This window comes from Candidatus Binataceae bacterium, from assembly GCA_035508495.1.
Lineage (GTDB): Bacteria > Desulfobacterota > Binatia > Binatales > Binataceae > JASHPB01.
Genome location: DATJMX010000077.1, coordinates 30,901 through 55,485, shown reverse-complemented (window position 1 = coordinate 55,485; position 24,585 = coordinate 30,901). Strand labels below are relative to the sequence as shown.

Genomic DNA, 24,585 nt, shown 5'->3' with positions numbered 1-24,585 from the left:
CTAATCCTATCGCAGCGAATCATCAAAGGCGTGCGCGGCAGCCGATGTCAAAAAAGAAAGGGCGCCGATCGTTATGATCAGCGCCCGCTATCTGGTCGTGATGGTTCTATATGATCTGACCGGCGCGAGCGTCGGTGTACTTGCCGTTATCGACCACCAACTCGCCGTTGACGATCACCTTGTCGATGCCGCGCGCGTGGCGGATGTAGCGATTGCCCCCGCCGGGGAAGTCGTGCACGAAGACCTCTTCGCCGCGCGCGATCGTTGTGGGATCGAACAGCGTGAGATCGGCCGCCGCGCCGACCGCGATCCGGCCGCGATTGCGGATTCCCCACGCATCTGCCGGTTCCGCGGTGATGCGATGGATTGCGCGCTCGAGCTTGAGCTTGCCGAACTCGCGCACGAAACGCGCGAGCAGATCGCTGGTGTCGCCCGCGCCGCAGAACTGCGCGACGTGCGCGCCTGCGTCCGAAGCGCCGATATGAATCGACGGATGGTCGAGGATCTGCGCGACGATGTTGGCGTCGGCGTGGATGAAATCGTTGAGCTGGAACTCGGTCTGCAGATCGTCGGCGACGGCGATGTCGAGCATCACGTCGGAGATCGGCTGGCCGCGCTCCTTCGCGATTTCGCTCAGGCGGCGGCCCTTCAGCTCCTCGTTGGCCTTCGAATAGACCTCGCCCACGACCGAGGCGTGGAGCATCGGCGCGATACCGCGCTCAGCCTGCGTGACCAGCTTCTGACGCGATGCGGGATCGGCGAACGCCGCGACACGCTCGGCCACCGGAAGCTGCATGATCGCATTCCACGACGGCAGGCCGTAAAGCAGAAATGAGGTTTCTGACAACCGGATATTGATATTGAAACTGCGCGTCATCGACTGGCCGAAGACCTTCGCGCCGCGGGCACGCTCCTCGTCGAGCTTTTCGAGGTAGCGCTTGTACTGCTCGGGCGCGGCCGGACTGTAAACGATCGGCGCCACGGTGCAGAACACGCCGCTGGCGAGACTCAGCTCGGCGAGCTCCTCGATATTCTTGATGTGCTGCACGGGGTCGATGAAGTACGGCACGGTCTGCAAAGTGCCGCGTCCGCTCTTGGCCATCGCCTTGCAAAGCGCGATTTTCTCACGCATGTCGGCGAGGCGGCTGGGCACGGGCCGATTGTTCTCGTCGATATCGACATACGAAGTCGACATTCCGATCGCGCCATCGCTCATCGCGCCTTCGAGCAGGTCGCACATCTGCTTGATCTCGTCATCGGTCGCGATGCGCTCCTGGCTCTCGGCGCCCATGACGTAGTAGCGCAGCGCGGAATGTCCGACGAGCGCGCCGACGTTGATTCCAAGGCCGGGCTTGATGAAATCAAGATACTGCCCAAAGCTCTCCCACTTGAACGGCACGCCCGCGTCGAAGGTCGGCTCCTTGATGTCCTCGATCTTGCCGAACATCTTGATGAGCTTGCGGCTCGCGCCCGCGCGGACCGGAGCGAGGCTCAGCGAGCAGTTGCCGACCACGACACTAGTCACGCCATGCTCGAGGCTCGGCGTCGCCAGGCGGTCCCAGCACAATTGCGGATCGAAGTGAGTATGCACGTCGATGAAGCCAGGGCTCAGCACATGGCCGCCAGCATCGATTTCTTTCTCGGCCGAGCCGTCGAACTTTCCGACCGCGGCAATTTTGCCGTTGTCGACGGCGACATCGCCCTTGAAGGCCGCCGCGCCGGTTCCATCAACGATAGTTGCATTCCGAATTGCAAACTTTGCCTGACTCATGATCGATTCCCCTGGTAATTGACTAATGCCGCGATACTCACTTGCTGAAGCGCTTCTTCAGCCAGTCGACGATAAGAGTGTTCACTTCGTTTGGAAATTCCTGCTGCACCCAATGGCCTGCGCGCTCGATATTGCGCATTTCGAGGTCGGAGCACAGCGCCGGCATTCCAGCTGCCATCTGCGGGCGCAGCGCAACGTCCCACGCGGCGGTAATCATGAGACAGGGCAGTTCCAGCTTCTTCGTCCCTACCTCGGGATGCTCGCGAGAGTTGCGATCTATATTTCGATACCAGTTGATACCGCCGCGAAATCCGGTTTTCTCGTACACCTTTACGTAATGATCGAGTTCCTCAGCAGTGACTATCAGCGGGGTCTCGGGCTGTAGATCCTCGATGCGGCGAAACGGATTCATGTCGAGCTCGCCGCTCGCATTCATGCGCCTGGTGGCTTCGGCGATATCGGCAGGCGCGCGCATCAGGCGATCGAAGATCAGCCGCGCCTTCGGATCCATCACGCTTTCGGCGCGTCCGGGCTCCTGGAACCAGAGAATATAGAATCGTTCCTCTTTATTGTTGACGAGCGCGCGCATGAACGACGTCTGCGGCATCGCCATGTAGGGAGTGCATACTCCTATCACGCCGGCGGTGCGCTCGGGATACAGCACCGGCATCGCCCATGCGACGAAGCCGCCCCAATCGTGGCCGACGAAAATGGCGCGATCGATCTTGAGCGAATCGAGCAGGCCGACGAGATCGCCGGTAAGCTCCGTGAGGCCATAGTCAGTAACGGCGGCAGGCGCGCTCGAATCGCCGTAGCCGCGCTGATCCGGAGCGATCGCGCGAAAGCCCGCGGCCGCGACCGCAGGCAACTGATGCCGCCACGAATAAGCGAGCTCGGGAAAGCCGTGGCAAAAGATCACAGCGGGACCCTCGCCCTGCTCGTGGACGACCAAATTGATCGCGCCCTGGTTGGCGCGCGGCGCGAGCGCGACTGAGCGGCCCTGCGGCCACGTCGAACTAGCCATTCGATCCTCCTAATGCTTCTGCTTCGCGGCCTGCTCGGCAAAATGCTTCTGCACGGTCTCGGACGCGGCCTTCAGCGCCTTGCCCATCAGCTCTGCGCCGTGCGCGCGCGTCCAGGTCAGGGATGCATCGCGCGCGACATTCGAGCCGTTGAAGCGCGGCAGCACGTGACGCGCGAACATCTCGTAGGATTTCTTGGTCGCTTCGAAGTTCGCCCAGTTATGCGCGAGCATCAGGATACAGCCGAAGCCACCTGACTGCTTTTCCAGCTTTTCGATCATTTCAGCCGCATCGTCGGGAGTGCCGATCACGGCGCGGCCCGATTCGACCATCGCTTCGGCGGGATCCTTCGCGCCGAGATCGTCGCCGGTCGCAGTCGGATTGATCGCGGAGAAATAGTCAATCCACTTGGTGAGGCCGAATTTGACGTCGCGCATCGCCTGCTCGCGTGTCTCCGCGATATGCATCGGCGCGACGAGACGGAGCACCGAGCGATCCATCTCGCGGCCATGCTCACGCGCGACTTCGGTTGCGATCTGCCAGTTGGTGCCGAGCACGTCGTAGCCCGCCTGCTGCGAGGCCGCGACGCACAGCATCCCGACGTTGTAACGTCCCGCGAGCTTGCCGCCCGACGGAGTGAACGTGCTGGCGACTGCAAACTCGGGGCGCGGCCGCGTGTATGGGAGCAACTGACATCGCGCTTCCTTGAGCGTGTACCATTCCGTCTGCTCGGTCACGATTTCGCCCGCGACCAGGCGCAGGATCACGTCGAGCGACTCCGCCATGCGATCGCGCTGCTTCGATACGGGGATTCCAAGCATCTCGGCGTCCGAGGGCAGCAGCCCGGGGCCAACGCCGAACATCGCGCGCCCGCGCGTCATGTGATCGAGTTGCACGATGCGATTCGCCACTGTCAGTGGATGATGATACGGCAGCGAGATAACTCCGGTGCCGAGGCGAATCCGCTGTGTGCGCTCAGCAGCGGCCGCGATCATCAGCTCAGGCGACGCGATAATTTCGTAACCGGCCGAATGATGCTCGCCGATCCAGGCCTCGTCGAAGCCGACGCGATCGAGATGCTCGATCAGCTCGATATCGCGACGCAGTGCGAGCGTCGGGTCTTCGTCCACCGGATGAAACGGGGCGAGAAAGATTCCTGCGTGCAGGCGGTTGGGCCGGATTACATCATTCATGAAGCGTTGGTTCCTTTTTGTGATGGACCGTGGATTTCAGCGGATGGATACGGCGGCACGTCCTCGGGATCGATCGGCGGCCGCGGCGGACGCTGCATGATCTCGTTGACGGCGGCGAGAAATTCACTGTCGGTCATGAGCGACGCGGCTGGGCGGTTGAGATTAATCACGTTGAAGAGCGCTTCGGCAATGACCGGAACGCTGCCGCCTTCGCGCATGATTCGTTCCCACGCCTGGCCCATGCCCTCGTTGGTGCTTCCCTGACCTAGAGCCTGCTTGTCGCGCGCGACCGAAAGATCCCACGGCTGTTTCACGAACTCGGCCTGTCGCTTGAAGAAGGTGCTTGGAAATGCCGGGTCGCGCGGATCCATCTCGCTCACGAGCTTGCCTAAAATCTGCGCGCACACCGACGCGCTCGTCATGCCCTGCGCGTAGACGGGATTGAACGCGCACACGGCATCGGCGACGCAGATGAATCCGGCGGGGCCGCTCCAGTTCTCGTAGTGACGCCACGAGTTCTGCATTCCGCGGCGATGGAAGATCGGCGAAATCGGTTTTGAGATCGCGAGCGCCTCGGCGACGATCGGCGAGCGCAGCTTGCCGCAAAGCGACGCGAACGATTCATGATCGGCAGGCAGCGGACGATCGCCCCACGACGCGAGCGTCAGCAGGAAACGATCGCCCTCGATCGGCAGCACCAGGGCGAAGTAGTAATCCTCATCGCGCTTCGGCTTCATCGAGGGATTAAGAAAGATGCCTTTCCACCACCATCCCGCGGGACGCTGATCGGCCGGCGGCGCCTGGTACCAGCAGGTGCTGTACCCCGCCTGACCATCGACGACTTCGAGCTCCGGCTCGGCGTAGCCGTGGCGCGCCAGCCATTCCGGCGCGCGCGAGCTGCGCCCGCTGCAATCGACGATCAGGTCGGCATCGATTCGGCCGAACGACTCATCCTTGAGTGACCGGATGTCAACGCCGGTGACGCGCGGCGTATCGCCATGCTCGAGCACGAGGCCGGTGACCTGGGTCTCCTCGACCATCTTGATTCGAGGGTTGGCCTTGATGCGATCGCGAATCACCGACTCGATGAGGAGGCGGCTCGCGAACAGCATCGGATGACCGGTGTCGCGGCGCTTCGCCCATCCTTCGGGGTTGAGCGTCGCCAGCTCGAGGCCGGCGTCGAGGTCATGGCCGCCGCGCTTGTGCAGGTCGTCTTCGAGACCCGGAAACAGCACGCTCAGTTCGCGGCGCCCGCGATCGAGCAGGCCGTGAGGATGGCGGCTCTGCGGCACGCCCTTGCGATGGGCGGCGCCTTCGGGCAACTCGTCGCGTTCGATCAAGGTTACGCGCTCGAAGTGATCGGACAGCACGCGGGCGGCGCACATCCCGCCGATACCGCTGCCAATCACGACGGCATGGTTTGCTTTCATCTTCTATTACTTCTCCGCAAATTGGTGAAATCGAGACTCTGCATATAGTGAAGCGCCAACGCGAAGCCGACGCCACTCAAGCTTCGTGGATTCAGCCAAGCGATGTTGCGTTTGCGCCTTTCAGATTCCGTACACCGCCGCGACGTTCTGACCGGCAAGCTTGGCCGCGGCCGAGGGCGGCATCGCCGCCATCAATTCGGTGAGCTCCTTCATGTAATGACCGCCGTGGTCCTGGTGCGGGAAATCGCTCGCCCAGAAAAATCGATCTTCGCCGATGAACCTGCTGAGGCCGGCGATCGCGCGCTCGTCGGGATCGGCCGAGAGCCAGCACTGGCTGCGTATATAATGACTCGGCTCATGCTTCAGCGGAGCGCGATTGATCGGCACCTCGTAGAGCGCATCCATGCGATCGACCCAGTAGCCGATCCAGCCGGCGCCCGATTCGAGCACTACCGTCTTCAGCTTTGGAAATCTGTCGAAGACGCCGAACGAGAAGAGCGTCGTGAAGGCGACCTGCGCCGAATGACACGCAGTTACTTGGCGATACCAGATTGACGCGCCGAGGCCCTCGAAGCGCCGCGACGCTAGCGAGGCCGGTTCGAAGGTCGGATGGATGCCGTAGGCAACGTCGAGTTCCTGGAACCTGGCAAACAGCGGATCGTAATCGGGATGCCCGTGCGCCTTGCGCAGATGGTTGAACGGCGCAACGAAGGCGCCGCGGCATCCGTCTTTCACCGCGCGCTCCAGCTCCGCGACCGCGGCCGGAACGTCGAGCAGCGACAGATGCGCGACAGGAACAAGGCGGCCGTCCGAGTCGCGGCAGAAGTCCGCGATCCAGCGGTTATAGGCGCGGCAGTATGCGGCGGAGAGCTCGGGGTCTTCGACCTCGGCTTCCCACAGAAGACCGATGGTCGGATAAAGAATCGCTTTGTCGATACCTTCGCGATCGAGCAGCGCAACGCGCTCCTTCATGTCCATCGCGCCGAACGGAGCGGTGTTGCGATAGGTGCGCTCGCGCGACGGTTTCAACTCGTCTGCGTTGCGCCCCATCGCACCCAGGGTGTGAAGAACACCGTGCCGCATCAGCGCGGCGGGCTTGCCGTCGTACTCGAGAAACTCGAGCCCCGCCTCGTCGCGTCGGATACAAATCGCACGCGCGCGGAATTTCTCTTCCAGATAATTCTGCCAAAGATCCTCGGGTTCGAGAATATGGCCATCGGCGTCGATGATCAATTTTCCGTTGGGCATTGAAAGAGTCCTTAGAGCTTGTAACAGCGCAACACGTTCTCACCGACGACGCCGCGGCGCGCCTCCGGCGACATCGGCGCGACCATGCGTTCGAGCGCTTCGAGGTATTTGCCGCCGTGGTCGGGATGCGGGAAGTCGCTCGCCCAGAAGAAGCGATCGCGCCCGACGTAATCGATCACGTAGGCGGTCGCCTGCTCGTCGGGATCGCCGGAGACCCAGACCTGCTCGCGCACGTACTCGCTGGGCTTGCGCCTCAGCGGCACCGTGCCGCCCATCCAGGTCTCGTAGCCCTCATCCATCCGATCCATCCAAAAGCCGAGCCACGACGATCCCGATTCGAGGACGACGACGCGCAGCTTGGGGAATTTGTCGAACACGCCGAACTGGAAAAACGTCGAGAGCGGCTGCTGCAGGATCTGCGAGGCAATCACGCCCAGCAGCGGCATCCGCTCCATATGATGAAAGCGCGCGCGATTGAGGCCCTTGGGCTCAAAGGTCGGATGAATCGCGAGCGGGATATCGCATTCCTGGGCCGCGGCAAAAACCGGATCGTGATCGGGATGGCCGTGCGGCTTGCGCGTGATCGTAAACGGCGCGACGAACGCCCCTTTGCATCCATCCTTGGCGGCGCGGCGGAGCTCGGCAGCGGCAGCCTCGGGATCGCCGAGCGAGAGATGCGCAATCGGCACGATGCGATCGGCATACGGCCGGCAGAAGTCGGCGATCCAGCGGTTGTACGCGCGGCAATACGCCTGCGACAGTTCGACATCGTCAACCTCGGACTCCCACAGGATGCCGAGCGTCGGATAGAGCACCGCCTTGGCGAGCTTCTCCTGATCGAGCAGCTTCACGCGCTCGGCCGCGTCCATCGAGCCGAACGGCGCGCAATTGACGTAGGTGCGCTCCGCCGTGGGCCGCAGTTCATCCTGCGCGCGGCCCATCCCGCCGAGCGCACTGAGAAAACCCGGCTGCGCCTGCTCCGACAACCTGCCGTCATATTGGAGGCATTCGAGGCCGGCGTCGTTCTTTACGATCTTGATCGCGCGCGGCTGGTACTTGGGCTCGAGGTACTTCTCCCACAGATCGGGCGGCTCGAGGATGTGACCATCGGCATCGACAACGATTTCTGCGGCTGACATCTTGGCTCTCCCGTTCAATGTTGGCGGAACGCGCGTCGGGTAAACGATCGTTTACTTGTGCGGAAGTTTAGTAAATGACCGTTTACTTGTCAACTGGAACGCGCCATTATCTGGACTATTGATCAGGAAATCAGAAAAGCGATCGGTGCGGCGTAGCGCGAACGGCGCGCCCCGCGATGCGCTCGAATCGACGCGCGAGCGTATCCTCGTTTCTGCTGCGCGGCTCTTCGCCGAGCACGGCTTCGAAGGCGCATCGATGCCGGCGATCGCGAAAGCCGCGGGCATCACCGCGGGCGCGATCTACAAGCACTTCGAGAGCAAGGGCGAGTTGCTGCTCGAAGTGGTCAAGCGCTCGTTCGAGTCGTCGCCCCTTTTTGTTCAGCACTCGGACACGCCCAACGATGCGACCGCGCTGCCGCGGCTCGCGTCGCTGTACACTGAGCCCGGCCTCAAGTTGGTGCGCCAGCTTTCGATCGAGGTTCACTCCGCGGCTGCACGCGATGCGCAGGTGCGGCACGTGCTCTCGCATTCCAACGAACTCGCGATGCAGGCAATCGGCGAGAGGATCGCGGAGGCGCAACGCGAGGGCAAACTCGATCCGAAACTCAACGCGGATTTCGCTTCGCGCCTCTTCTGCATCATCATAATGGGGCTGACGCACATGGACACGCTGCTGCCGCATCTGGTCGGTGACGAAGCGTGGCGCGACTTCGTGCGCGATCGCGTCGCGGCGTTGATCGGGATGCGCCCCGCCAGCTAGGCCGCCGGATGCTGCATGAAGGTCAGCTCGATCGCCGCGGCCGGCTGCGTCTCGCGACTCTCGCCTGACTTGAAGAACGCGCCCGCCAGCACGAGAGGCGCCTCGCTGCGGAACCATGCCGCGCATCGATACGACTCGCCGCGGAAGCACGGCTTGCGATACACGATTCGCGCGCGTGCCGAATATAGCCGCTTCAGATCGTGACCGGCGGCGCTCAGCGAATCGCAGATGAACTCTTCCATCGCGCGCATATACGCCATCCCGTTCACGTGGCGATTCGGATCGGTCTGGCCGTAGTGCCACACATGATCGTGAGGATCTTCGAAATCAGCTTTGCGCCGGGCATCGAGCAGATCCTCGATGCGCGGTACATCAATCAATTGCGACGGCTGCCCACCGAGTCCCAGCTCCGCGGGCAACTCGGTAACGCGGCGCTTTGCGGAATCGGAATCGTAGCGGGTGAACACGTTGAGCATCCGCGCCCGCGCGAGCGGCGTGCCCTTGGCGTCGAGCACCTCGTGACGGCCCTCGCGCACGATATTGCGCACCGCGCCTGATTCATCGAGCGAGCGCCCGAGGTACGACTCGCCGCGCACCACGATTTTCTGTTGCGGATCGCAAGCGGCGTCGGTCGTCTCGAGCTCGACATAAACCAACGGCGTAAAGATTCCCGCCATGTCCGTGAAATCGTGCATCCCGGCGAGAATCTTGTGCCACGGCATGAAGTGCGAGCGGCCGGTGTAATCCGAAACCGACGACAATCGAATCGAGCGGTTCTCGGTGAGCGAGGGAAACGAGACAGGTTCGCGCAGCCGCGTGCGCACGATACGATCGGCGCGATTGGGGTTTCGTCTGGCCATGGCGACAATTAATACTCAGCTTCGATTCGACTCAACCTCGTGAGGGCATAGCGATGAGCACCAGGGAGGATACGATCGCAATCATCGGCGCGGGCGAAATGGGCGCGGCCGTAGGCAGCAGGATGCGACAGGCCGGCGCGCGCGTCATCACAACGCTCGGTGGACGCGGCGCCGCCAGCGCCGCGCGGGTCGCCAAGTCACAACTCGAAGTCATCGAGGACGACGATCGCATCGCGCGCGAGGCGGGCTTCATCCTGTCGATCGTGCCGCCCGGCGTCGCGTATTCGGTGGCCGAGCGCTTCCGCGCACCGATTGAACGCACGAATGAGAAACCGATCTTCGTCGACTGCAACGCAGTATCGCCTGCGACGGTTCGCCGAATCGCCGAAGCGCTCGCCGCCAGCCGATGCTCCTTCATCGACGCCGGAATAATCGGCGGCCCGCCGCGCGGCAGCTACAATCCGCGCTTCTACGCGTCAGGACCTCAGGCGGAGGCGATGACGACGCTGCGCAACTTCGGCCTCGATATCGAAGTCCTCGACGAAAAGATCGGCACCGCATCGGGCTTGAAAATGTCATATGCCGGATTGACGAAGGGTTTTATCGCAATCGGCGCCGCGATGCTCGCAACCGCCTCGCGCAACGGCCTCGGCCCCGCGCTCAAAGCCGAGCTCGAACGCTCGCAACCCCAAACCCTCGAGATGCTCCGAAGCCGCGTTCCCGCAATGTTCCCAAAAGCCTACCGCTGGGTCGCCGAGATGGAAGAGATCGCAACCTTCCTCGGCGCCGTGGATCGAGGTGCACCGATCTTCGAAGGCGCCGCGCGGCTCTACGAAAAAATCGCCACCGATTTCGAAGCTGACAAAGAGTCGAGCCCCGCACTTGAAACGATCAAGTCCTTCTTCAACAGCTAAGTCGCGGATTTCACATCTCCGTTCCGGCGCAATTGCCGCGCTGTGTCATCTCGACAGTTGTGAAGAAATCGGTGACATCAAGAGCGCAAGATGCGGAGTCGAGGAACCTCGACTCCGCAGCGATTCCGATGACACCAATTTCTCGCAATCTTTGACGCGTTGCGCCCCAGTGTGGAATTGTTCACCAAGCGGAAGCGCGTCGAGCCGCGATCAAAAGGAGTCATCGATGTACACCGAACTCAGCTACGACCTTCACGAGCACGTGGGCGTGATCACGATTCGGCGGCCTGAGGCGCGCAACGCTCTTACCTTCACGACCTACAAGGAACTCGAGGATGCGGTCCGCACCTCGACGGCGCGATGTCTCATTATCACGGGAGCCGATCCGGCCTTCTGCTCAGGCGACGATGTGAAGCAGATCATGGCCAACGCATCAAATCGCCCGGCGCTGACCAACATGGCGCCGCGCCTGACTCCCGCGGCGGATGCGCTCCTGCATAGCGATATTCCGATCATCGCGGCTGTCAACGGCCCCGCGATCGGATGGGGCATGGAGCTGTCGCTGATGGCTGATATCCGTGTCGCGTCGGAGAAGGCGCGCTTCGGTGAGCTGTTCATCAAGCGCGGCCTGTGCTGCGACGTGCCGGGAATCGGCCGCCTCGCGCAGCTCGTGGGCCGCGAGACCGCGGCGGAGCTGCTCTTCACGGGCGATATCATCGACGCGGCGCGGGCGCATCAGATTCGCCTCGTGTCGCGCGTCGTGCCGCACGATCAGCTGCTCCCCACCGCGATGGAACTGGCACGCAAGATCGCCTCGAACCCGCCGCTTGCCGTGCGGCAGCTCAAGAACGGCCTGCGCCGCGCGCTCGATCCCGATTGGAAGGAGCTCGGCGCGTGGGTCAGCACCACGCTGTCGGAGCTCTTCAAGACCGAGGACCACAAGGAAGGCGTGAAGTCGTTCCTCGAAAAACGCGAGCCGCATTTCGTCGGCCGCTGATCAGTAGATCCACGGGATCAAGTGATACCGCGTATGCGCGCAGTACTCCGCGTAGCCGGCGAGGTTCGTGCGCAAGTAGCTTTCTTCGTCGATCAGCCGCCAGACGATGACGGCAAAGATCGGCGCGCAGAAAAGAAGCCCGAACGTTGATCCCAGCGCGAGCGGCATCCCCAGCAGCATCAGAAGCGCGCCGGCGTACATCGGATGGCGCACGAGCCGATACGGCCCGGTCGAGATGACCGCCTGGTCCTTTCCAACCTCGATAATCGCCGAGGTGAAGCTGTTCTCGCGAAACACCAGGAACACGATGTAGAGACCTGCAACTACGAGTATGTCGCCGGCCACAATCGCCGTCGGAGGAACGCGCGACCATCCGAAGCGATGATCCAATCCCGGCACGACCAGCAGCGCGATGAAGCAAAGGCTCGCGAGCACCTGGATGATTTTCTGCGTCGTTTCCTGCTCGGCGACAGGACCCGCCTTGATGCGCCGCTCGATCAGGGCCGGATCGTGCTCGAGGAAATACAAAGTAATCATGGTGACCGGGACGAAGAACGCGGCGAGGAAGATCCAGCCTTGCCAGTAGCGGAGCGACCACGCCGACACGAATAGCGCAACCGCCATCACCACCAGCAGCTGTACGAGTCCGATGAATGCCCTTCTCTTAAGCAAGGCGGTGGAATCCACGATCCCGAACCTCGAACACATAATACAGAATGTTCACAGAATTGTGAAACTAGCGGGATCCCCCCAATGGCGCGGTTGACGCCACGGTCAATCGAACTATTGTGAGCTTGGTGCGCTAACGCTGACGTTGCACGGAGCGGTATTATGACCACTGCGACGACAATCGACGAGGCCAATAGCTGGCGGCTCAGGACTCCCGGTCACGCGGGATGGAAGCGCACCGCGCGCCCCGATGATCCAAATCGCTACCTGATGATCTCGTGCGACTGTCACGCCAACGAGCCGGCCAATCTCTGGGTCGAGCGCATCGAGGCGAAGTACAAGAGCCGCCTGCCGCGAATCGAAGTCGATGAGCACGGCGTGAAATGGGCGGTGAGCGACGGGCTCCGCCGTGTACGCCTGCAGGAGAGTATCTTCGAAGGCGAAGACCTCGTTCGCAACAAGGCCGGTGCCGATATCAACGAACGCCTCGCAGATCGCCGCCGCGACGGCGTCGATGCCGAGATCATCTTCCCCAACAAAGGCCTCTTCATGTGGGCTACAACCGACGCCGGTTTCGCACAGGCGCAATGCCGCGTCTGGAACGACTGGGCCTGGGAAACTTACGGCGCATATAACGATCGAATGTCGCCGATGGCGTCGCTCGCGACCGCCGATATCGACGGCTCGATCAAAGAGATCGAGCGCGTCGCCAAGCTCGGCTTTCGCGGACTGACTATGCCGTGCAAGCCGGTCTTCAACTCACAGGACGCGCGCGACCCCAACTACAACATGCGCGTTTACGATCCGATATGGGCGCTGATCGAGGAAACCGCAATGCCGATCACATTCCACGTCGGCACCGGCAAGGATCCGCGCGGCGCGAGCAAGGAAGGCGGCGCAGTCACCAACTATGTCGCGCATGCGCTGGTGCAGGCGATCGAGCCGCTCGCGGCGCTCTGCTCATCGGGAGTATTTGAGCGTTTCCCGAAACTCAAGTTCGCGGCGATCGAATCGGGAATCGGATGGGTGCCGTGGGCGCTCGACGCGATGGACGAGGCATACCTGAAGCATCACATGTGGGCATATCCGAAGCTCAAAGCGCTGCCGAGTGAGTATTTTCGCGCGCACGGCGCGGTCGCGTTTCAGGAGGATCGCACGGGCCTCGCGCTGGCGCTGCAATTCGATCTCGTCGATAACTTCCTGTGGTCGAATGACTACCCGCATCACGAAGGGAGCTGGCCTCATTCGGCGGAAGCGATCGAGCGCCAGATGGGCGCATTCAGCGACGAACAGCGCGCGAAAATCCTCGGCCTCAACGCGATAAAGATGTTCAACTTCGACGTGGACCGTCTGCTGAAGTACCGCAGCGAAGCACACAACTGAGTAATCATCGATGCGACTGGCTAACACTGAATTGATCGTCGCCGCGGCTAATTCCGACGGAGAGTTCCGGCTCGCAGCGCGGCTTTGGAATGGCAGCGTGCGATTTAATCTGGGTAACAATTCTCTGCTGATGAGAATTGACGAGGGACATATTGAGAGTATCGATCAGCTGGAGGGCTCAAAGATCGCCTCGGCCGACGTCACCATCTCCGCGCCCGATTCAGACTGGGCCGAGATGCTGAAGCGGGTGCCGAAACCATTCTTCCAGGATCTGATGGCGGCCGTGTCGCGCGAAAGTTTCAAAATCGACGGCGACCTCGTCGGCTTCTACCCGTACTATCGCGCGACCTGCCGGCTGATCGAGATCATGCGCAACATCAACGCGGCCTGACGGAGATTTCGATGGCGCGATACGACTCAGCAAGCGGACGCTACGTTTACCTCGCGATCGATGGCATCGAATATCGCGTTTACTTCGAGGAGGCGGGCGCGGGAATTCCGATCGTGCTCCAGCACACCGCGGGCGCCGACGGCCGCCAGTGGCGGCATTTCCTCGAGGATCGCGACTTTCAACATGACTTCCGCATGATCGCGTATGATCTGCCCTATCACGGCAAATCGGTGCCGCCAGAGGGAATCGAATGGTGGCGCAATGAGTATCGGCTGACGAAAGGTTTCCTGCTGAAGTTCGTGGTCGCGCTCGCGCACGAGCTCGAACTCGATCATCCGGTTTACATGGGCAGCTCGATCGGCGGCCACCTCGCGACCGACCTTGCGATGCATTGCCCGAATGAGTTTCGCGCGATTATCGGCCTCGAAGCCGCAATAGCCACTCCCGGCGGCTACGACGATCAATGGGCGCATCCGCGCGTCAGCAATGAGTACAAGGCGAGTGTAATGTACGGGCTGATGTCGCCGACCTCGCCGGAGAAATACCGCCGCGAGACCGCGTGGGTATATAGCCAGGGCGCGCCGCCCGTTTTCAAGGGTGACCTCTACTATTACTCAGTCGATCACAACCTCACTGAGACTGCGGAGATGATCGATACCTCGCGCACGCCGCTGCATTTGCTGACCGGCGAATACGACTGGGCAAGCACTCCGGCAATGTCGGAAGAACTCGCCGCGCGAATCAAAGGCGTGAAATATCGAACGATGAAAGGCCTCGGCCATTTCCCAATGAGCGAAGACCCAGCCAACTTCAAAAACTACATCCGCCCAGTGCTCGACGAGATCCGCAAGTCGTCACGGCGCTGAAGAGCATGGGGGCATTCGTGCTTCCGGCGCTCGTCCCAAGCCGAGTCGCGCTCATTGCGCGGTTTGTATAATTTTTGCTGAATGGCATCGCGAATCTTGTGGGCCTTAATCGGCGCGATCGTTACGATCCTCGCGCTGTGCATCGGCACTTATTTGTTCATCAGCGGCGGCGGGGTGCCAATGCAAACGACGGCGACGCCATTGCCGCTCGAGAAAACGATCGCCCGAATGGCATTGCGCGCGAGTTTCAGTCGCGATGCTGACAAGAAGAATCCGCTGCCGCTGAATGACGACAACCTGCTCAGCGGCGCAAAGGCCTACAACGAAAACTGTGCAGGATGCCACGGCTCGCCCGGCCATCCCTCGACGGCATTTGCAAAGGCGATGTTTCCCCCGCCACCCCAGCTGTTTGAAGCGAAGCAAATGGTGACCGATGATCCGGAGGGAGTTATCTTCTGGAAAATCACCAATGGTATCCGCCTGTCAGGAATGCCTGGCTTCGTCGATATGCTCACCGATGACCAGCGATGGCAATTGTCGATGCTGCTCTCTCACGCCGACAAGCTGTCGTCATCAGTGAGTTCGGCGCTTGCTCCGACCCGATAAAGTTCCCGGCTGATCGAGATGCTGAGCCGCTACGATCTTCTGCGCGCTGCCGCATCCGCCGCGGCGAGGACGCGATGCGCCTGCGTCAGATGCGGCTTGTCGAGCATCTTGCCGTCGAGCGAAACGGTGCCCACTCCCGCGGCGAATACTTCGATGACGCGCTTTGCATATGCGACATCTTCGGCCGACGGCGTGAACGCCTCGTTGATGATCTCGACCTGGTCGGGATGAATCGCGATTTTGCCAGTGAATCCAGCGCGCCGAGCCGCGCGCGCGTTGCGTCCCAATCCGTCGCGGTCGCGAAAATCCGTGTACACCGTGTCGATCGGCTCAACGCCTGCGGCCGTCGCCGCGAGCAGACACAGCGAGCGCGCGAGCTGGTAGGTGAAATCGAGATTGCCGGCGTCATCGAGATTCGATGAAGCTCCCACCGCGGCGGGCAGATCCTCGGCGCCCCAGGTCATGCCATAGAGTCGCGGCGTTGCGCCCGTGAAAGTGCCGAGCGTGAACATCGCGGTGGGAGTCTCGGTCGCAACCGCGAAGATTTTGATGCTGCCCACTTCGACGCCTTCGCGAGTTTCGAGCGCCGTCAAATAATGATCGAGCAGGATCGCGTCGGCGCCGGAGTTGGTTTTCGGCACGACGATCCCGTCGGGAGCGCCCACGACGATCGCGGCAAGATCGGGCAGCGCGTCGGGGGTTGACATCGGATTGATACGCACCCATCGCTGCTGCGAGGCCGCTTTCGCGCGCGACGATTTCAGATACTCGGCGACCATGCCGCGCGCGAGCGGCAGCCGCTCCTTCGCGACCGCATCTTCGAGATCAAGGATCAGCGCATCCGCCGAACCGCCCGCGACCTTGGCCAGTTTTTTTTCGCTGTCTCCCGGCACGAAAAGCATCGAGCGCAGGTTCATCACTTCGGCCTCTTGCGCATCAGCGCCGAGCGTTTGCATCGCGCGACTTCCTCGCCGCGCTGGTTGATACACCTATGCTCGAACAGCACGATCCCCGCATCACCCCGCGATTTGCTCTCACGCTTTTCGAGCACGATGCTCTCCGAGCGCAGCGTGTCGCCGTAAAACACCGGCTTCGGAAATACCACGTCGGTCATCCCGAGATTGGCCACCGTCGTGCCCAGCGTGGTGTCTCCCACCGATACGCCGATCATCAGGCCCAGCGTGAAAATGCTGTTGACGAGCGGGCGCCCGAACTCGGTCGTCTTGGCAAACTCGGCATCGAGATGCAGCGGCTGTGGATTATGCGTCAGCGCAGTGAACAGCACGTTATCCATCTCGGTTATCGTTCGCGTGATCGCATGCGCGAAGCGTTGTCCAATTTCGAACTCTTCGAAATAAAGCCCGGCCACGGCAAGACCTCCTTGCGAATACACCGCAGGCTTAGCGCCGATTCGATGCGCGCGGCAAGCCCGCAAACCGCTGCGCGCGTCTAACACCCTTTGCTCGTTTTGATCTAAGGTCGGCTTACCCCTTCGAGCGGATCAGGAGAAGATCTATGCACACTGGCTATGGACTGCTCTTTCAGAATCCCGGCAATCAATTTCGCGATCACGATGCGTGGCGTCACGAAGTGCGGCTCGCCGAAATGGCCGAGCCGATGGGCTTCGAATCGATCTGGTGCGTCGAGCATCACTTCGACGACTACACGATGTGTCCCGATGTGCTGCAGTTCCTCACCTACATGGCGGGCAAGACCAGGACCGCGCGGCTCGGCTCCGCGGTCGTGGTGTTGCCGTGGCACGATCCGATTCGCGTCGCCGAGCAGGTCTCGGTGCTCGACAATCTTTCCGAAGGCCGCATGATCCTGGGCCTCGGTCGCGGTCTCGCGCGAATCGAGTACGACGGCTTTCGCGTCGATCAAAATGAAGCGCGCGGCCTCTTCGTCGAATACGCCGAGCTGCTCATCGACGCGCTCGAAAAGGGCTACATGGAAGGCGGCCGCTTCACCAAGCAGCCACGCCGCGAGATCCGCCCCTACCCGTTCAAGTCGTTCAAGGGCCGCACGTATGCTGCCGCAGTCTCGCCCGAGTCGATGCCGATCATGGCGAAGCTCGGCATCGGCCTGATGGTCATCCCGCAAAAGCCCTGGGATGCCGTCAAGGAAGACTTCCGCGTCTATCACGCCGCCTGGAAAGAGCATCACGGCTCGACGCCCGCGCCGAAGCCGATCAGCGGTGGCTTTGTCTTCGTCGATGAGAACAAGGATCGCGCCGAGGAGCAGGCGCATAAATGGCTATCTGCTAACTACGTGTCGGTCATCAAACACTATGAGATGACTTCGGAGAAATTCGGCACGCATCGCGGCTACGAGTCGTATGCGGCTATCAACAAGTTCATCGGCAAGCACGGAATCGAGGGCGCCGCCGCCGGCTTCGTCAACCTGATGCCGTGGGGCACGCCCGACATGGTGCTCGAAAAGCTCGCGATGATCCGCGACACGATCGATGCGAACGCGTTTCTCCTGAACTTCAGCTACGGCGGCATGCCCTACGATGAAGCCGAGCGCAACACGAAATGCTTCGTGAAGCACGTGCTGCCCGAAGTTAAGAAGTGGCAGACCGAGCCGCTGTGCGAGTGTGCCGAGTTGCCGCTGCCTGCGGCGGCGCGCTGATCGGCAGGCGGCGCATGAAGCGAAATTATTGGGAGATCGTCCAGGCGATGCCCGCCGCGGAGCTGACCAGGCTCATGCGGCGCTTCGAGGATTTGGGGCTCTACGGCGTCTGGGTTCCGCAGCTTCACGCGCCGCCGTTCCCGACCATGGCGGCGATCGCGATGGCGACGACGCGGATGCAAATCGGCTCGGGAATCGCCTTCGCCTTCACCCGCAGTCCGCTCGAGACCGCGCTCAACGCGTTAGATATCGATCGCCTGAGTGGCGGGCGCACCGTGCTCGGCCTCGGCACCAGCGTGCGCACATTCAACGAGCGCGCTCACGGCGCGACCTACGGCAAGCCGGTCGCGCACCTGCGCGAGGTCGTCGAGGCGGTGCGCGCGATCATCGAGCGCGGCGCGACTGGCCAACTCGGCGAGCTGAGCGGTGAGTATCACAAGCTCGATCTGCGCGGCCTGACCACTCGCAAACCGGTGCGCGCCTCGATTCCGATTTGGGTTCCCGCGCTTTTCAAGAACACGATCGTGATGGGCGCGAAGACGGCCGACGGCGTGATGGGACATCCGATCTGGTCGCTCAAGGCGATCACCGAGAGCTCGAAAATTGTCGATGAGACGCTGGCGGCAGCGGGACGGCCGCGCGCACAGTTTCACGTGAACATCTGGAACTACGCGGCGGTCTCCAACGATCGCAAGCAGGCGATCGACGACATGCGCGGCACCGTCGCGAACTATTCGAGTATTCCGCAGTACGAGAAATTCTACGAGGCGCATGGCTTCGGCGACGCGGCGCGCGCCGTGATCGCGGCGGCCTCGCGCGGCGATACCGCCGCGATGCTCAAGGCGGTCCCCGACGAGATGGTCACGACGTTCGCGATCGCGGGCACGCCGGATGAGGCGGGCGAGCGCGTCGAAAAAATCTGGCCGCATGCCGATTCGATGACGATCTCGCCGCCACAGTATTTCGTCCCGCCCGATCGCCTGAACGGCTATCGCGACGCGATCATCAACACGTTCTACAAGGCTTGAGTTTGGGGCGACTGCGATGCTGAGGTCAGTGAAGTTCGGTTACATGCTCGATTTCCGCAACCCGCCCGAGCTCTCGAAGATCGGCGACGCGGAATTCTACGCCGCGATGATGGCGCAGGTCGACTACGCCGATCAGAACGGCCTCGATTCAGTCTGGCTGACCGAGCATCACTTCACCGACGACGGTTATCTTGCCGCCGTGACGCCCGCGCTCGCTGCGATCGCGGCTCGCACAAAGCGCGTGACGATCGGCACCTACGTGCTGCTCGTGCCGTTCTACCATCCGCTGCGCCTCGCCGAAGACTCCGCTTTGATCGATGTGATCTCGAACGGCCGCTTGCGGCTGGGACTCGGCCTTGCGTATCGCGACGAGGAGTTCAACGGCTTTCAGATCTCGCGCAAGGAGCGCCTCGGCCGCACACTCGAGACGATCGAAATCCTAAAGCGCGCGTGGACCGGCGAGCGCTTCAGCTTCGCGGGCAAGTATTTCAAGTTCGACGATGTGCGAATCCTGCCGAAGCCCGTAAGCCTGCCGCATCCGGAACTGCTGTGGGGCGGGATGGCTCCTGAAGCCATCAGGCGCGGAGCGAAGCTCGGACTCTCGTTCGCGTGCAACCTTGGCAAGCGCGAGGTCGCGATGTATCGCGACGCGCTGGTCGCCAACGGCCGCAATCCCGACGACTTCAACGTCGTCAGCAATCGCATCGTCTATATCGCCGACAGCGCGGAGCAGGCCTGGAAGGACATCGAGCCTGCCGCGATGTACCAGTCGCGCCTCTACGCCAAGTGGCTCTCCGCCGTCGGCACCGCCGCCCCGAATCCTCCCGACGCCACGATCCTGCGCCGCAACAGCGTGATCGGCACGCCGGCGGAAGTCGCGGACCGCCTCGCCGAGGCGATCGAATCAACGCCGATGACCGAGCTCTGCGTTGCGATGCAGTTGCCAGGACTCGAGCCGCGCAAAGCAATGCGCTCGCTCGAGCGCTTCGCCACCGAAGTCCTGCCCAAGCTGCGCAAGTAACTGCTCATCCAGTTCCCGCCGCAATTACACCAGCGCGATGCGTATGCAATCGCCGATAGTCTATTGTATATCGATAGCATACAATAAGGCGGCCAAGGGGCGACCGAATTGAAAGATAAAGATGGTAGAACCACGACCAGGGCAGTGACCAGCGACCCTTGATCTGGCGCAGCGAACGCCACTCGCGCGCTGCGGGGCCGGGGTGGCGAAATGGCATACGCAGAGGACTTAAAATTCTCAGGGGGGCAACCTCCGTGCTGGTTCGCGTCCCGCCCCCGGCACCGCGATCTTCTGACGGACAGCCTAGACCTTGAACGCGAGTAGTTGACCTTTTGAGGATCCAACTAGCGTGTAACCGGCATCGAAAAACAGACGTAGCAGGCGGGTAGCTGAGGACCGGCCCGTTGTTGATACCTTTGGCCGGTTTTGATGCTTATCGGAGCGCTTGCCTACATACATACGTTCATGTATGTATTTGCCCCACGACTGATCGCGCAGCTCCGCAACGACCTCTGATGGGCTGGCACACCCGCTTGTGGAATCGGACTCAAGCACATGGAGCCCAACGATGCAGGTGAACGAACTGTGAGCAGCGCGGGAGGACGCACGGCAGGCTGTCCTCGGCGCACGCAGGCGGATCGCAGCGCCGCGACCCGTGCCGCGCTGGCTGACGCGGCGATCGACTTGCTGATAGAGCACGGGTGGGCGGCGGTCTCAGCTGTGGAGGTGTGCAAGCGGGTTAAGGTCACACGGGGTGCCTTTCACCACCATTACCCGAACCTGCCGAGTCTTCTTGCAGATGCCCTCCGGCGCCTCTACGCCGAGATGCGCAGAAAGGACGGTCCCCCGGTTTCAGACCTGACCACGATGATCGATGCCACTTGGTCTGCTATCGGCAACGCCCGCTTCAAGGCAGTCCTCGAAGCTTGGCTGGCCATGGCCAATGACCCGAGCCTGCGCGCCGAGATCGGACCCGTAGTCGGTGAGTTCTCCGCGCTGGTAAGGCCGGATTCGATCCTCACCGCCGACGAGCACCGCGCATTCTACCTGATGGCACGAGAGACGATGTTCGGCTTGGCGCTCGGACGGGCGACCAATCGCGGCAGGCCGGTCGCGCACGAAAAGGCCGTGCTGGCCCGCCTCCGTGCCGACGCATTGCTTATTCAGCGGGCGATCAAACTGAGGCAACATTGAAGCCGGACTCTCCCATCGCTCTGTGCTGGAAGGAGGGAAGATGAGCCTTCCCGAAGGCGCTCCCCGATTGAAACCCGAAGTGCGCGGCTGGCTCCGACACCTTTGGCGCAAGGCGATGACGCCCGACGATTGGTCGCGCACTGGCAAACCGAGCCCATGGTGGGACGACAGAAGCCTGGCGCCAATGTTGTCGTTCGCGCGCTTCGATCTGTCGGAGTCGTCGTACGGCCTGCTGCTCCTGGCGCGCAAGACGCCGGCTTGGCGCGAGGTTTACACCAAGATTCTCGACGAATTGATCCGCCGGCACACCACTTTCTGGGCTGCCGTCGATTGGCTCACCAAGATCGGCCCCGATCCGGACCGCACGAGCTATCCGAAAGCATATCGGGCACTCATCCCGAAGGACCTCTGGGGCAAGTACGACGTGCCCGGCTGGACCGCCAACGGCATCGAGCCGTGGGGACTGCAGCCGGATCCGATCGGCTCAACGGGCAATCTGTTCTTCCGCGGCTTCTTCACGCTGATGCTGGCGATCCATCGCGCAGTGTCCGGCGAATCTACGTGGGACAAACCTTTCGAGGTCACTGGTCTCGACGACCGGACCTTTGCCTGGACTCATCGCGGGATCGCCGAGTACCTGAGCAATCAGTGGGCGGGAGTTCCCCACGGCCCGCATTGCGAAAACACCAAGAGCTGGCCGTTCTGCCTGTCGGCGGCTGGACTCGGCTTGCAACTGACCGATCTGACGGTCGGGACTAAAACGCATTGGGTCTACGATCGCTGGGTCGAAGAGGCGTTCAAGAAGAAGTACATGGGCTTCGACCAGCGCGGCCGACTCAAGTGGGTGGCGTTTTACTACGATCCTCTCCTCGACCGTATCCACGGCAATAGCCGGGTGTCAGGTCTCTTTCCTTCAATTTATGTAGTTCCGCAGAACCGGGAACTCGGAGAGCAGCTCTACCGCGCTGCCGTCGCGTCGATCGGATGGGACAAGCGATGGATGCCCGTTTTGTACAGGGGACCTGACCCGCGCGGGCTCACGATTGGCTTCCTGATGGCGCGCGAGTTTGGCGATCACACTACCGCGCGCCGGCTCGGCCGCAAGCTCGAAAGCATGGAGAACGGGCGTTTGTTCGACTCCGACGATGGCGCTGAAGCGGACGAGTACGGCTACTTCTTCAAGTACGGCGAACGCTATCCCCGCGGCCAGGAGAGCGCGCTCTATATGCTGAAGCATCTGCTTGACGGCGAGGGCGAATGGGGACGCGCGTTCAGCGAGGTGGACAGCGAGAAGTTCTCCGCGCCGACCGTAGCGAATGCTGAGTACCCGAAGTTGGGATTCTCCGTCGCCTGGAATGACACCGCTCGCGGGTTGCTTCAACTCGAGAGTTTTGCGGCGACGTCGAGCGCGCGCGGCGACGCAACCCGCTTTTGCGTTCGCAACCTTCCGGACGCTCGCAGCGTCCAGGTTCGCCGCGACGATGAAATCTACAAATCCTGGCGCGCGACCGATTCCAGCTCGATCGAGATCGAGACAGAGGTCGGCGACCATCGCTACGAGATCCTGACGGGCTATCGCGGAGCGCAGCCGGCCAAGGCCCCGAAAGCCGGATCGAGCGAGGCGAGTCCTGCCTCGAATGGCGGCGCGGTCGTCAGACCCCGAACCACCGTGACGGACATCGTGACCGCCGTCTCGACCGTCTCCGGCACGTGTCCCTGCTGTGCAGCCGCCGGATGAGTGTTCGAGGAGGGACCAAAGTGAATCGCAACGCCATATGGTGCGATCTCGCCGACCGCCTGATTGCGGCACTGAAACCGATAGGCGCCCCGATAGGAATCGCTTTCGTGCCGCAAGGCGCTGCAAGCGACGCACCGCAGTTCGACGCAAAGTATCCTGCCCCGAACGAGTCCGGTCGCACAGGTGCGGTGCCGGCAGGATGCGTCTTCTGGATGAAAGCAGTCGACCGGATGTTTTCGACCATCGCTGCTGACCACGCCAACTGCAGCGTCGGTTCCTACACGCATGGGTTCATCACCCTAGACGAAGCCGCCCCGCGCGACGACGTTGTGGCCGCGCTCGAATCGGGTTGGGTAAACGAAGCCGCTATGTCCTCGCTGCCGCATGTGCTCGACCGGCCGGCGCAGGTTGTCTACGGACCGCTCGGCAAGTTCGAGACGGATCCAGACGTCGTACTCCTGCGCGTCAACGCGCTTGCGCTGATGACGCTTAAGGATGCGTTCCCAAAGCTTCGCATCGAGGGGAAGCCACAGTGCCACATCATTGCCATCGCTCGGGAGAACCGAGAGATCGCAGCGAGTGTCGGCTGCGCGTTGAGCCGCGCGCGCACAGGGATGCGTTCTGAGGAGTTGACCTGCGCGCTGCCCGGGTCGCGGCTCGCCGAAATCATCCCCGCCATAGAAGCAGCCGCGGACCTTGACCGCTCGATGGCTAGCTACGCGGGCACCGACACGCAGCGCTTCAGCGCAAAGTCGTGAAAGGCACCGAGACGCTAGGTGGCTAGTCTTTCCGGACCGCGACGCACTCGATTTCAATATCAAACGGGCCCGTCCATACCGGCACACAGAAGAAAATGCGGGCTGGCGGATTCTTGGGAAAGTAGCGCTTGTAAATTTCGTTGAATTCCTTGAAGCGCTCCGCGCTCACACAGATTACGTTGACCTTCAGGACGTGCTCGAGGTCGGATCCCGCCGCCTCAAGTGCCGTCTTCAACTCTTCCAGGCAGCGTTCGGCCTGCTGTTCAAAAGGCGCATGGAGGAGAAGTTCTCCGGTCTTGGGATCAAAAGGTGGCAGACCCGAGACGAAGATCATGTCGCCGGCGCGAGTGCAGACCGAGACCGGCACACCCCATTTCTCGAAATTGCTGTCATACGGTTCGACGCGGATAATGCTCGTCAGCGGAGATGCGGTTCGACACTGCAGCTTTGGAACAGGTTGGAATAAGGCGCTGGGCAGGACCGCGTTGGTCTATTTCGTATAGCGGTCATCATAGTTGATAGGCCGGCCATCGAGGAGAAATCATCAACCGCCGGCCGAATTCTTGATCGGTTCAAGGCTCACTTCGGGCAGGACAACGTCTTCATGGTGGGATGAGCGATGACCGCGTCGCGTATCGCGGTGTACGGCAATCCCCCAAGCATCGCCATCTGCACGGCTGCCATAACGTCCCCAGCGCCGGTGCCAAACATTGTGAATCCGAGGATGCGGTCGCTTTCCGCTTCGATCAACACCTTCATAAATCCGCGCGTTTCAGAAATCGTCATCGCGCGAAGGACGGCAGCCACGGGCAACTTGGCAACGCGATAAGCGATGCCGCGCCGTTTGGCCTCCGTTTCGTTGAGCCCGATACGGGCCAATTCCGGGTCGGTGAACATGCAGAACGGAACCTGTCGGCCGGTCGTCACACGATTGCCGCCGGCGATGTTGTCACTCACAACCCTGAA

25 protein-coding genes and 1 tRNA gene are annotated in these 24,585 nt (G+C 61.8%); 14 read left to right on the top strand and 12 right to left on the bottom strand.

From position 1 onward, the window contains the following. Window positions 1-106: 106 nt before the first annotated feature. The 6 genes from VMA09_22460 to VMA09_22435 all read right to left on the bottom strand — a co-directional run bounded on the left by VMA09_22460 (window position 107) and on the right by VMA09_22435 (window position 7,803). Window positions 107-1,771, bottom strand: a complete 1,665-nt coding sequence (locus VMA09_22460; GenBank protein ID HUA36387.1) for an amidohydrolase family protein — start codon at window positions 1,769-1,771, stop codon at window positions 107-109. Between the two features lie 37 nt (window positions 1,772-1,808). Then, window positions 1,809-2,795, bottom strand: coding sequence for an alpha/beta hydrolase (locus VMA09_22455; GenBank protein ID HUA36386.1), 987 nt, complete (start codon window positions 2,793-2,795; stop codon window positions 1,809-1,811). Between the two features lie 9 nt (window positions 2,796-2,804). Beyond that, the gene (locus VMA09_22450; protein HUA36385.1) at window positions 2,805-3,986 is read right to left on the bottom strand and encodes an LLM class flavin-dependent oxidoreductase; all 1,182 of its coding nucleotides are present in this window, start codon (window positions 3,984-3,986) and stop codon (window positions 2,805-2,807) included. Next, a complete protein-coding gene (locus tag VMA09_22445) occupies window positions 3,983-5,416 on the bottom strand; it encodes an FAD-dependent oxidoreductase (protein HUA36384.1) in 1,434 nt (477 codons plus the stop codon). Before VMA09_22445 ends, VMA09_22450 begins: the two co-directional genes overlap by 4 nt. Before the next feature lie 120 nt (window positions 5,417-5,536). Next, on the bottom strand, window positions 5,537-6,664 hold the full coding sequence (locus VMA09_22440) for an amidohydrolase family protein (protein ID HUA36383.1): 1,128 nt from the start codon (window positions 6,662-6,664) through the stop codon (window positions 5,537-5,539). A gap of 11 nt (window positions 6,665-6,675) precedes the next feature. Further along, entirely contained in the window at window positions 6,676-7,803 is a 1,128-nt protein-coding gene (locus tag VMA09_22435; GenBank protein ID HUA36382.1) for an amidohydrolase family protein, read from the bottom strand. 145 nt (window positions 7,804-7,948) lie between these two features. Between VMA09_22435 and VMA09_22430 the strand changes: the two genes are divergently transcribed. Beyond that, on the top strand, window positions 7,949-8,563 hold the full coding sequence (locus tag VMA09_22430) for a helix-turn-helix domain-containing protein (protein ID HUA36381.1): 615 nt from the start codon (window positions 7,949-7,951) through the stop codon (window positions 8,561-8,563). Here VMA09_22430 and VMA09_22425 read toward each other — a convergent pair. Then, on the bottom strand, window positions 8,560-9,423 hold the full coding sequence (locus VMA09_22425; protein HUA36380.1) for a hypothetical protein: 864 nt from the start codon (window positions 9,421-9,423) through the stop codon (window positions 8,560-8,562). The two genes, VMA09_22430 and VMA09_22425, sit on opposite strands and share 4 nt — an antisense overlap. Before the next feature lie 53 nt (window positions 9,424-9,476). On the opposite strand from VMA09_22425, the gene VMA09_22420 reads away from it, so the two are divergent. Both VMA09_22420 and VMA09_22415 read left to right on the top strand, forming a co-directional pair. Further along, the gene (locus VMA09_22420; GenBank protein ID HUA36379.1) at window positions 9,477-10,337 is read left to right on the top strand and encodes a DUF1932 domain-containing protein; all 861 of its coding nucleotides are present in this window, start codon (window positions 9,477-9,479) and stop codon (window positions 10,335-10,337) included. 226 nt (window positions 10,338-10,563) lie between these two features. Then, window positions 10,564-11,334, top strand: a complete 771-nt coding sequence (locus VMA09_22415) for an enoyl-CoA hydratase-related protein (protein ID HUA36378.1) — start codon at window positions 10,564-10,566, stop codon at window positions 11,332-11,334. Here the strand turns inward: VMA09_22415 and VMA09_22410 are convergent, their stop codons facing one another. Then, window positions 11,335-12,021 carry an isoprenylcysteine carboxylmethyltransferase family protein gene (locus VMA09_22410; protein ID HUA36377.1) on the bottom strand — a complete coding sequence of 229 codons (687 nt, stop codon included), beginning with the start codon at window positions 12,019-12,021 and terminating at the stop codon, window positions 11,335-11,337. It abuts the gene before it with no gap. A gap of 144 nt (window positions 12,022-12,165) precedes the next feature. On the opposite strand from VMA09_22410, the gene VMA09_22405 reads away from it, so the two are divergent. The 4 genes from VMA09_22405 to VMA09_22390 all read left to right on the top strand — a co-directional run bounded on the left by VMA09_22405 (window position 12,166) and on the right by VMA09_22390 (window position 15,249). Continuing rightward, window positions 12,166-13,386: an amidohydrolase family protein gene (locus VMA09_22405; GenBank protein ID HUA36376.1), complete on the top strand. Its 1,221-nt coding sequence runs from the start codon at window positions 12,166-12,168 to the stop codon at window positions 13,384-13,386. Window positions 13,387-13,396: 10 nt separating this feature from the next. Continuing rightward, complete coding sequence (locus VMA09_22400; protein HUA36375.1) at window positions 13,397-13,777, top strand: SCP2 sterol-binding domain-containing protein; 381 nt, start codon at window positions 13,397-13,399, stop codon at window positions 13,775-13,777. Between the two features lie 11 nt (window positions 13,778-13,788). Next, window positions 13,789-14,643 (top strand): alpha/beta hydrolase, encoded by an 855-nt coding sequence (locus tag VMA09_22395; GenBank protein ID HUA36374.1) that lies wholly within the window; start codon window positions 13,789-13,791, stop codon window positions 14,641-14,643. A 153-nt stretch (window positions 14,644-14,796) separates the two neighbouring features. After that, a complete protein-coding gene (locus tag VMA09_22390; GenBank protein ID HUA36373.1) occupies window positions 14,797-15,249 on the top strand; it encodes a c-type cytochrome in 453 nt (150 codons plus the stop codon). Between the two features lie 29 nt (window positions 15,250-15,278). On the opposite strand, the gene VMA09_22385 is transcribed toward VMA09_22390, so the two are convergent. Together VMA09_22385 and VMA09_22380 are read right to left on the bottom strand one after the other, a co-directional pair. Further along, on the bottom strand, window positions 15,279-16,205 hold the full coding sequence (locus VMA09_22385; GenBank protein ID HUA36372.1) for a CoA ester lyase: 927 nt from the start codon (window positions 16,203-16,205) through the stop codon (window positions 15,279-15,281). Then, on the bottom strand, window positions 16,166-16,618 hold the full coding sequence (locus VMA09_22380; protein HUA36371.1) for a MaoC family dehydratase: 453 nt from the start codon (window positions 16,616-16,618) through the stop codon (window positions 16,166-16,168). The genes VMA09_22385 and VMA09_22380 overlap by 40 nt, the downstream gene beginning before the upstream one ends. A gap of 146 nt (window positions 16,619-16,764) precedes the next feature. On the opposite strand from VMA09_22380, the gene VMA09_22375 reads away from it, so the two are divergent. The 7 genes from VMA09_22375 to VMA09_22345 all read left to right on the top strand — a co-directional run bounded on the left by VMA09_22375 (window position 16,765) and on the right by VMA09_22345 (window position 23,619). After that, window positions 16,765-17,880, top strand: coding sequence for an LLM class flavin-dependent oxidoreductase (locus VMA09_22375; GenBank protein ID HUA36370.1), 1,116 nt, complete (start codon window positions 16,765-16,767; stop codon window positions 17,878-17,880). 14 nt (window positions 17,881-17,894) lie between these two features. Further along, window positions 17,895-18,908, top strand: coding sequence for an LLM class flavin-dependent oxidoreductase (locus VMA09_22370; GenBank protein ID HUA36369.1), 1,014 nt, complete (start codon window positions 17,895-17,897; stop codon window positions 18,906-18,908). A gap of 16 nt (window positions 18,909-18,924) precedes the next feature. Continuing rightward, the gene (locus tag VMA09_22365; GenBank protein ID HUA36368.1) at window positions 18,925-19,929 is read left to right on the top strand and encodes an LLM class flavin-dependent oxidoreductase; all 1,005 of its coding nucleotides are present in this window, start codon (window positions 18,925-18,927) and stop codon (window positions 19,927-19,929) included. A gap of 196 nt (window positions 19,930-20,125) precedes the next feature. Further along, a tRNA-Leu gene (locus VMA09_22360) sits at window positions 20,126-20,210 on the top strand. A 274-nt stretch (window positions 20,211-20,484) separates the two neighbouring features. Next, window positions 20,485-21,123, top strand: coding sequence for a TetR/AcrR family transcriptional regulator (locus VMA09_22355; protein HUA36367.1), 639 nt, complete (start codon window positions 20,485-20,487; stop codon window positions 21,121-21,123). A gap of 40 nt (window positions 21,124-21,163) precedes the next feature. Further along, window positions 21,164-22,861, top strand: a complete 1,698-nt coding sequence (locus VMA09_22350; GenBank protein HUA36366.1) for a hypothetical protein — start codon at window positions 21,164-21,166, stop codon at window positions 22,859-22,861. 20 nt (window positions 22,862-22,881) lie between these two features. Then, on the top strand, window positions 22,882-23,619 hold the full coding sequence (locus VMA09_22345; GenBank protein ID HUA36365.1) for a DUF169 domain-containing protein: 738 nt from the start codon (window positions 22,882-22,884) through the stop codon (window positions 23,617-23,619). Between the two features lie 22 nt (window positions 23,620-23,641). Here the strand turns inward: VMA09_22345 and VMA09_22340 are convergent, their stop codons facing one another. Both VMA09_22340 and VMA09_22335 read right to left on the bottom strand, forming a co-directional pair. Further along, a complete protein-coding gene (locus tag VMA09_22340; protein HUA36364.1) occupies window positions 23,642-23,986 on the bottom strand; it encodes a RidA family protein in 345 nt (114 codons plus the stop codon). A 212-nt stretch (window positions 23,987-24,198) separates the two neighbouring features. Beyond that, window positions 24,199-24,576: a hypothetical protein gene (locus VMA09_22335; protein ID HUA36363.1), complete on the bottom strand. Its 378-nt coding sequence runs from the start codon at window positions 24,574-24,576 to the stop codon at window positions 24,199-24,201. Window positions 24,577-24,585 lie beyond the last annotated feature (9 nt).